Origin of the sequence: Pseudomonas sp. Sample_9 (assembly GCF_004307535.1) — a bacterium.
Taxonomy (GTDB): domain Bacteria; phylum Pseudomonadota; class Gammaproteobacteria; order Pseudomonadales; family Pseudomonadaceae; genus Aquipseudomonas; species Aquipseudomonas mercuritolerans.
Map to the genome: position 1 here is coordinate 5,109 of NZ_RAZO01000003.1, position 7,097 is coordinate 12,205.

A 7,097-nucleotide genomic window follows, 5' to 3' on the forward strand; every position below is an offset into this window, starting at 1 on the left:
TCAGCCGCTGGAGATCGACGCAGGCCCGGTGCAGGCAAGCGTGCACGACACCGCATTTGCCGTGCGTTATCTCGACGGGGTCGCGCAGGTCAACGTGCAGCGTGGTGATGTCGATCTGCGCGCCACGCACAACGATGCCCGGGTGCGCCTGCGCGCCGGGGAAAGCATTCGCATCGGCCCCAATGGATTTGATCGCCCGGCCAAGCTCGACGCCAATGCCGATCTGGCCTGGGTTGAAGGCCGACTGGTGTTCGAGAACTGCCCGCTGAATCAGGTGCTGGCCGAGCTGCGCCGCTACTACCCGGGCTGGATCATCAACAACAACGAGCAACTGGCCGACGTCGCCGTCACCGGCAATTACCGTCTCGACCAGCCGCTCGACGTGATCCGCTCCCTCGCCCACATCACCTCGGCGCGCCTGCAGGAATTCCCTGCACTGGTGATTCTGAACTAAATGAGAATTATTTTTACTCGATAGCCAATGGCAGTACGTCTCGTTATAGCCAATGCAATTGATTCGCATCTAACCATGCCGATCAGCACCTATAAAGATTCGTGCGACACGGAGCGCTATCGATGTCCTCACGCCTTACCCGCCAGACTGCTTCCCCTTCCCGCGTACTGTCGCTGCTGACTGCCGCCATTCTCATGGCCGGCACCGCACCGCTGCTCGCCGCCGCCGAGCAACCGGCGCGCAACATGGGCGATTACGCCTTCGCCATCGGCCAGCAACCACTGGTTTCGGCATTGAATGCCTTTACCGCCGTGACCGGTTGGCAGGTCGGCCTGCCGGCCGAGTTGGGGCAGAACGTCTCGTCGCCCGGCGTGCGCGGTTCGCTGCCACCGGAGAAAGCCCTCGAGCGCCTGTTGATGGGGACCAACCTGAGCTTCCGCAAACTGAGCAACAACAATGTCGTGCTGGAAAAACGCAACAGCAGCGGCACGCTCAATCTCGATCAGGTGACCATCAGCGCCACTCGCCAGGAACAATCGGTCAACAGCGTGCCCTCGACGGTCAGCGTGCATGATCGCCAAGCGCTTGACCGCAACAACGTCAACACGATCAAGGATCTGGTGCGCTACGAGCCGGGCGTTTCCGTCGGCGGTGCCGGCCAGCGCGGCGGCATCAGTGGCTACAACATTCGCGGTATCGACGGCGACCGCATCCTGACTCAAGTCGATGGCGTGGAAATCCCCAACGGCTTCTTCAACGGCCCGTATGCCAAGAGCCAGCGCAACTACGTCGACCCGGAAATCGTCAAACGCGTGGAGATCCTCCGTGGCCCGGCCTCGGTGCTGTACGGCAGCAACGCCATCGGCGGCGCGGTCAGTTACTACACGCTGGACGCCGACGACATCATCAAACCGGGCAAGGATGTCGGCGCGCGCCTGAAAAGCGGTTACAGCTCCGCCGATGACAGCTGGCTGAAGTCCGCCACCGTCGCCGGCCGCAGCGGTGAGTTCGACGGTCTGCTGCATTACAGCCAGCGCGACGGACACGAAACCGAGTCCTTCGGCGGCAACAATGGCACCGGCCTTGCGCGCACCGCCGCCAATCCGGAAGACGTGCGCGCGACCAACGTCCTGGCCAAGCTCGGCTGGAACTACAACGACGATTCGCGCCTGGGCCTGACCTACGAAAAGTACAAGGACAATCGCGACACCGACCAGAAAAGTGCCTACGGCGGCCCGTACGCCAATGGTGCGCCGACCATCCCGAGCAGCGTCCTGCCCGGCGGTATGTACCAATGGCGCACCGGTAACGACACCATCACTCGCGAGCGTTTCGGCATCGAACACTCGTTCGCCCTCGACAGCCTGCTGGTCGATAACGTCAAGTGGAGCCTCAACCACCAGATCGCCAAGACCGACCAGAGCACCGAAGAGTTCTACTACCCCATCACTCGTAAAGTGCTGCGTACCCGCGACACGATCTACGAAGAAAAACAGTGGGTGTTCGACGCGCAACTGGACAAGGCCTTTGCCATCGGTGACACCGATCACCTGCTGACTTACGGCACCACGATCAAACAGCAGAAAGTCACCGGTTCACGCAGCGGCGACGGCACATGCCTGGCGGTCGGCCGTGGCTGCACGGCGATTGGCGCGACCAGTGCGGCGGATGTACTGGCCAAGGCCTCTGATTTCCCCGATCCGACCATCAACACCTACAGCCTGTTCGCCCAGGATCAGATCAGCTGGAACGACTGGACCTTCCTGCCGGGCCTGCGCTACGACTACACCCAGCTCAAGCCGCACATCACCCGGGAATTCCTCAACACCGTAAATGCCGATGGCAAAGGCACGGTCAGCGACAAGAACAAGACCTGGCACAAAGTCTCGCCGAAATTCGGCCTGACCTATGCGCTGACGGACAACTACACCTGGTACGGCCAGTACGCCGAAGGCTTCCGCACGCCTACGGCAAAATCGCTGTACGGGCGTTTCGAGAACAGCGCCACCGGCTATACCGTTGCGCCAAATTCTGGCCTCGAGCCGGAGAAAAGCAAAGGCTTCGAAACCGGCCTGCGCGGGAATTTCGAGCAGGGTTCGTTCGACGTCGCGGTGTTCTATAACAAGTACCGCGATTTCATCAACGAGGACGCGGTCAAGCCGGGCGATGATCGGTTGACCTTCCAGAGCAACAACATCAAGCGCGCCACGATCAAGGGCGCGGAAGTCAAAGGTCGCTTGAATCTGGACGCGTTCGGCGCGCCGCAAGGCCTGTATACCCAAGGTTCGATCGCCTACGCCTACGGGCGCAACAGCGACAACGGCGAGCCGATCAACAGCGTCAACCCGCTCACCGGCGTGTTCGGCCTCGGTTACGACCAAGACAACTATGGCGGTCTGCTGAGCTGGACCGTGGTGAAGAAAAAGGATCGCGTCGACGACAGCAACTTCAAGTCGCCGGACGGCGTCAGCAGCCAGTTCAAGACCCCGGGCTTCGGCATTCTCGATCTGGCCGGCTATTACAAAGTCAGCGACGACGTCACCGTCAGCGGCGGCGTCTACAACCTGACCGACAAGAAATACTGGCTGTGGGATGACGTGCGCGGTTACGACAGCGTCGGCGAAGCCTCGGTGACGCAACCGGCCAACCTCGATCGGCTGACCCAACCGGGACGCAACTTCGCGATCAACCTGATCTGGGACATCTGATCGGCCCGGCTCACTGCGTGCGTTCGCGCCACGCAGTGAGGTTTTTTTACTGTCCGGCGCCCGCCCGTACGTCTTGTTATCAAGCGCCTCATTTATCAAGGACACCCCATGACTGCCCCGGAAAAAGCCCTGCGTTCGCAACGCCTGAACCAGATCACCCATGAGCCGCACAGCAAACTCGATGCGCTGGTCAAAGCCCACGCACCATTCGAAACCCGCGCCAGCTTCGCCCGTTTCGTCGTCGCGCAATACCTGTTTCAGGCGGAACTGGTCGAGCTGTACAACGATGCCGAACTGACCGCGATCGTCCCGGATCTTCCAGCCCGTTGCCGCGCCGAAGCCGCCAGGGCTGACCTCGCCGACCTCGACACCGAAGTCCCGGCGCCGGTGGCCGGCGCGCTGAAAAACCCGAGCAAGGCGCGGGCGCTGGGCTGGATCTTTGTTTCCGAGGGTTCCAAGCTCGGCGCGGCGTTTTTGATCAAGCGTGCGGTGGCACTGGAGCTGAGCGAAACCTTCGGTGCCCGGCATCTGGCTGAACCGCAAGGTGGCCGCGCCGAGGGCTGGAAAAGCTTTGTGCGCACCCTCGATGCGTTGCCGTTTACCGTTGAGGAAGAGGCTGAAGTGGAGCAAGGTGCACTGGATGCGTTCAACCGCTTTACCGTGCTGCTGGAACGGGCTTATGCCATAGAAGCCGAAGTGGCCTGAAGCAACTCTTATCCCTTGTGGGAGCGAGCCTGCTCGCGAAGACGGCAGCACATTCAACATCAATGTGCCTGATCAACCGCTTTCGCGAGCAGGCTCGCTCCCACAGGGCTCACCACAAATCTGTAAGATCCCCATTCCGCTTCAGAAGCCGCCGCTGAGCCCATGCCCACACCCGCCGCCTCAAAACTCGCCCGTCTGCTGTTCGGCCTGCTGGCCTACGTCAGCCTCGGCATTGGCCTGGTCGCCATCGTCGTGCCCGGTCTGCCGACCACTGAGTTCATCCTCGTTGCCGCGTGGGCGGCGACACGCAGTTCGCCGCGCTTGAGTGCCTGGCTGGAAAATCACCGCCTGTTTGGGCCGTTCCTGAGTAACTGGCGCAACGGCAGGATCATCGCGCGCAAGGCCAAGCTCAGTGCCACCGTCAGCATGCTGCTGTGCGCCACTTTGATGCTGGTGATGCTCGATCACGGCTGGCCGATCTATCTGGCGATTGCCGGCATGGCCATGGGCAACCTGTGGATCTGGTCGCGCCCGGAGACGCCCATCGCGGTAGTGAAACATCCCTGTAATTAAAGCCTTTTCAGCACTTTCCCCTGCGCAAACGTTTAGCAGCGACCGTCCGTCGGCAAGCGCCTCATGCCGTTTCGCTTAACGCCGATGAGCATTGAATGGCGCTGAATGGATTTGGCAAACCGGGCTCCCGGCCCAGCCACCTGTTTATTCCATTCGCGAGATCGCCCCATGTTCGACTCTCTGTCCATTCGCCTGAAAATCGTCCTGCTCTCCGGCCTGTGCCTGCTCGGAGTGGTGGTGCTGATTGTCAGCATGAACATCTACCAGACCAACCAGAACGACGCGCTGGTCAGTCAATCCAGCAACCAGTTGCTCACCGCCAGCGTGCAGAACCTGCTGCAGGCCAAGGCCGCCGAACAAGCGGTGCGGGTGCAGAAAACCTTTGGTGAAAGCCTGCTGGTGGTCACCGCCCTCGCCGACCAGATCAAGGATCTGCGGACGATGGCCGCCAAGCGTTCACTCGAAGCCGGCGCCGTCCGGGAAGAGCTGAACCAAAGACTGAAAACCGCTTTCGAGCGCAACGATAAAGTCCTTGGCATCTGGCTGGCCTTCGAACCCAACGGCCTCGACGGCAAGGACAGCGAATTCGCCAACGATGCCGCGCGGCAGTCCAACGAAGCCGGGCGCTTCGCCTCGTACTGGAGTCGTGCCGCCGGCGCCGCGCTGAATACGATCATGGTCGAAGACGACCTGACCAAAACCACCCTCAGCGTCAGCGGCACGCCGTACAACAGTTGGTACACCTGCCCTCGCGACAACAAGCGCACCTGCCTGCTCGACCCGTATGCCGACACCGTCGGTGGCAAGGAAATGCTCATGACGACCATTTCCGTTCCGCTGCTGGTTGATGGCAAAGCGATCGGCGTGGTCGGTGTCGACATCGCGCTCGACGCCCTGCAAGCCGCCGCCGTCGACTCGCAGCGCAGCCTGTTCAACAACGCCGGGCATATGCTGATCGTCTCCGGCAGCGGCGTGCTGGCGGCCGACAGTGCCGACGCGACGCGGGTCGGCAAAAAAATCGGCGACACCCTCGGCGCCGATGGCAATGATGTATTGCAACTGGTCGGCAGCGGCACAGCGAAAATTCTCCAACAGGGCGAGCTGATTCGCGCGGTTTACCCGGTCGACCCGATCGGCAATTCGCGCGCCTGGGGCGTGGTCATCGACCTGCCCGAGCAGGTGCTGCTGGCCGATTCGGTGAAGCTGCAAGCGGTACTGGATGACGCACAACAAACCGGCGTGATCACTGCTCTGCTGGTGGCGGGCGTGGCCGGTCTGGTCGGCCTGCTGCTGATCTGGCTCACCGCCTCCGGCGTCACCCGTCCGATCAACAGCGTTGCTGAGATGCTGAAGAACATTGCCAGCGGCGAAGGCGATCTGACCCAGCGCCTGAACTACAGCAAGAAAGACGAACTGGGCGAACTGGTGAACTGGTTCAACCGCTTCCTCGACAAGCTTCAGCCGACCATCGCGCAGATCAAACAAAGCATCACCGAAGCGCGCGGTACGGCCGATCAATCGTCGGAAATCGCCCGCCAGACCAGCGAAGGCATGCAGGTGCAGTTCCGCGAAATCGATCAGGTCGCCACCGCGTCCAACGAAATGAGCGCCACTGCCCACGACGTCGCCAACAGTGCCTCGAACGCAGCCAACGCGGCCAAGGGTGCCGATCAGTCGGCGAAGGACGGCATGGCGATCATCGAGCGCAGCACCCGCGACATCAATCAACTGGCCGATGAGGTCAGCAAAGCAGTGACCGAGGTCGAAGCGCTGGCAGTGAACAGCGAGCAGATCGGCTCGGTGCTGGAAGTGATCCGCAGCATCGCCGAACAGACCAACCTGCTGGCCCTCAACGCCGCCATCGAAGCCGCCCGCGCCGGCGAAAGCGGTCGCGGTTTTGCCGTGGTCGCCGACGAGGTGCGCAACCTGGCCAAGCGCACGCAGGATTCGGTGGAAGAAATCCGCGTCGTCATCGAGCGCATCCAGACCGGCACCCGTGGCGTGGTCGCGACCATGCATTCGAGCCAGACCCAGGCGCACAACAACGCCGGGCAGATTCGTCAGGCCGTTGATGCCCTGGGCAAGATCAGCGACGCGGTGACGGTGATCAGCGACATGAACCTGCAGATCGCCAGCGCCGCCGAAGAGCAAAGCGCCGTGGCCGAAGAGGTCAACCGCAACGTCTCGGCGATCCGCACCGTGACCGAAACCCTGACCGAACAGGCCACGGAATCGGCAGCGATCAGCAGCCAGCTCAACAGCCTGGCAAGCCAGCAGATGAAATTGATGGATCAGTTTCGCGTGTAACAATCCAGCATAAATCCCTGTGGGAGCGAGCCTGCTCGCGAAGAGGTCGTCATATCCAACATCGGTGTTGACTGACACGACGCCTTCGCGAGCAGGCTCGCTCCCACAGGGGAAACGGGTTCACATCCTGGTTTCATCTAAACCGCGATTCTTTTGCACTATCATCACCCTCTCGCTCCGGAGGGCCTTCGATGACTGATCTGCTCACGTCCATCCAAACCGCACTCGACCTTCCCCGTACGCCGATAGCCTTCACCGGTGACGGCGCCCTGCCCTCGGCGTTCGCGGTCACCGAACTGGCCTGCGCCAGCATCGCCGCTGCCGGGCAAGCGCTCAGCGAATTGCTCCAC

5 protein-coding genes and 1 pseudogene are annotated in these 7,097 nt (G+C 61.7%); all 6 read left to right on the forward strand.

The features are described 5' to 3' along the window. Positions 1-454, forward strand: a 454-nt coding sequence (locus D6877_RS00195) for a FecR domain-containing protein (protein ID WP_130909467.1), incomplete at its 5' end; no start/stop codon positions are given. Positions 455-576: 122 nt separating this feature from the next. Beyond that, positions 577-3,162 (forward strand): TonB-dependent receptor, encoded by a 2,586-nt coding sequence (locus D6877_RS00200; RefSeq protein WP_130909463.1) that lies wholly within the window; start codon positions 577-579, stop codon positions 3,160-3,162. 108 nt (positions 3,163-3,270) lie between these two features. After that, positions 3,271-3,867: a biliverdin-producing heme oxygenase gene (locus D6877_RS00205; RefSeq protein ID WP_130909464.1), complete on the forward strand. Its 597-nt coding sequence runs from the start codon at positions 3,271-3,273 to the stop codon at positions 3,865-3,867. Positions 3,868-4,029: 162 nt separating this feature from the next. Beyond that, positions 4,030-4,440, forward strand: coding sequence for a YbaN family protein (locus D6877_RS00210; RefSeq protein ID WP_130909465.1), 411 nt, complete (start codon positions 4,030-4,032; stop codon positions 4,438-4,440). A gap of 168 nt (positions 4,441-4,608) precedes the next feature. Beyond that, positions 4,609-6,747 carry a methyl-accepting chemotaxis protein gene (locus D6877_RS00215; RefSeq protein ID WP_130909466.1) on the forward strand — a complete coding sequence of 713 codons (2,139 nt, stop codon included), beginning with the start codon at positions 4,609-4,611 and terminating at the stop codon, positions 6,745-6,747. A 191-nt stretch (positions 6,748-6,938) separates the two neighbouring features. Continuing rightward, a pseudogene (locus D6877_RS00225) lies at positions 6,939-7,097 on the forward strand (acyl-CoA transferase); the annotation flags it as partial.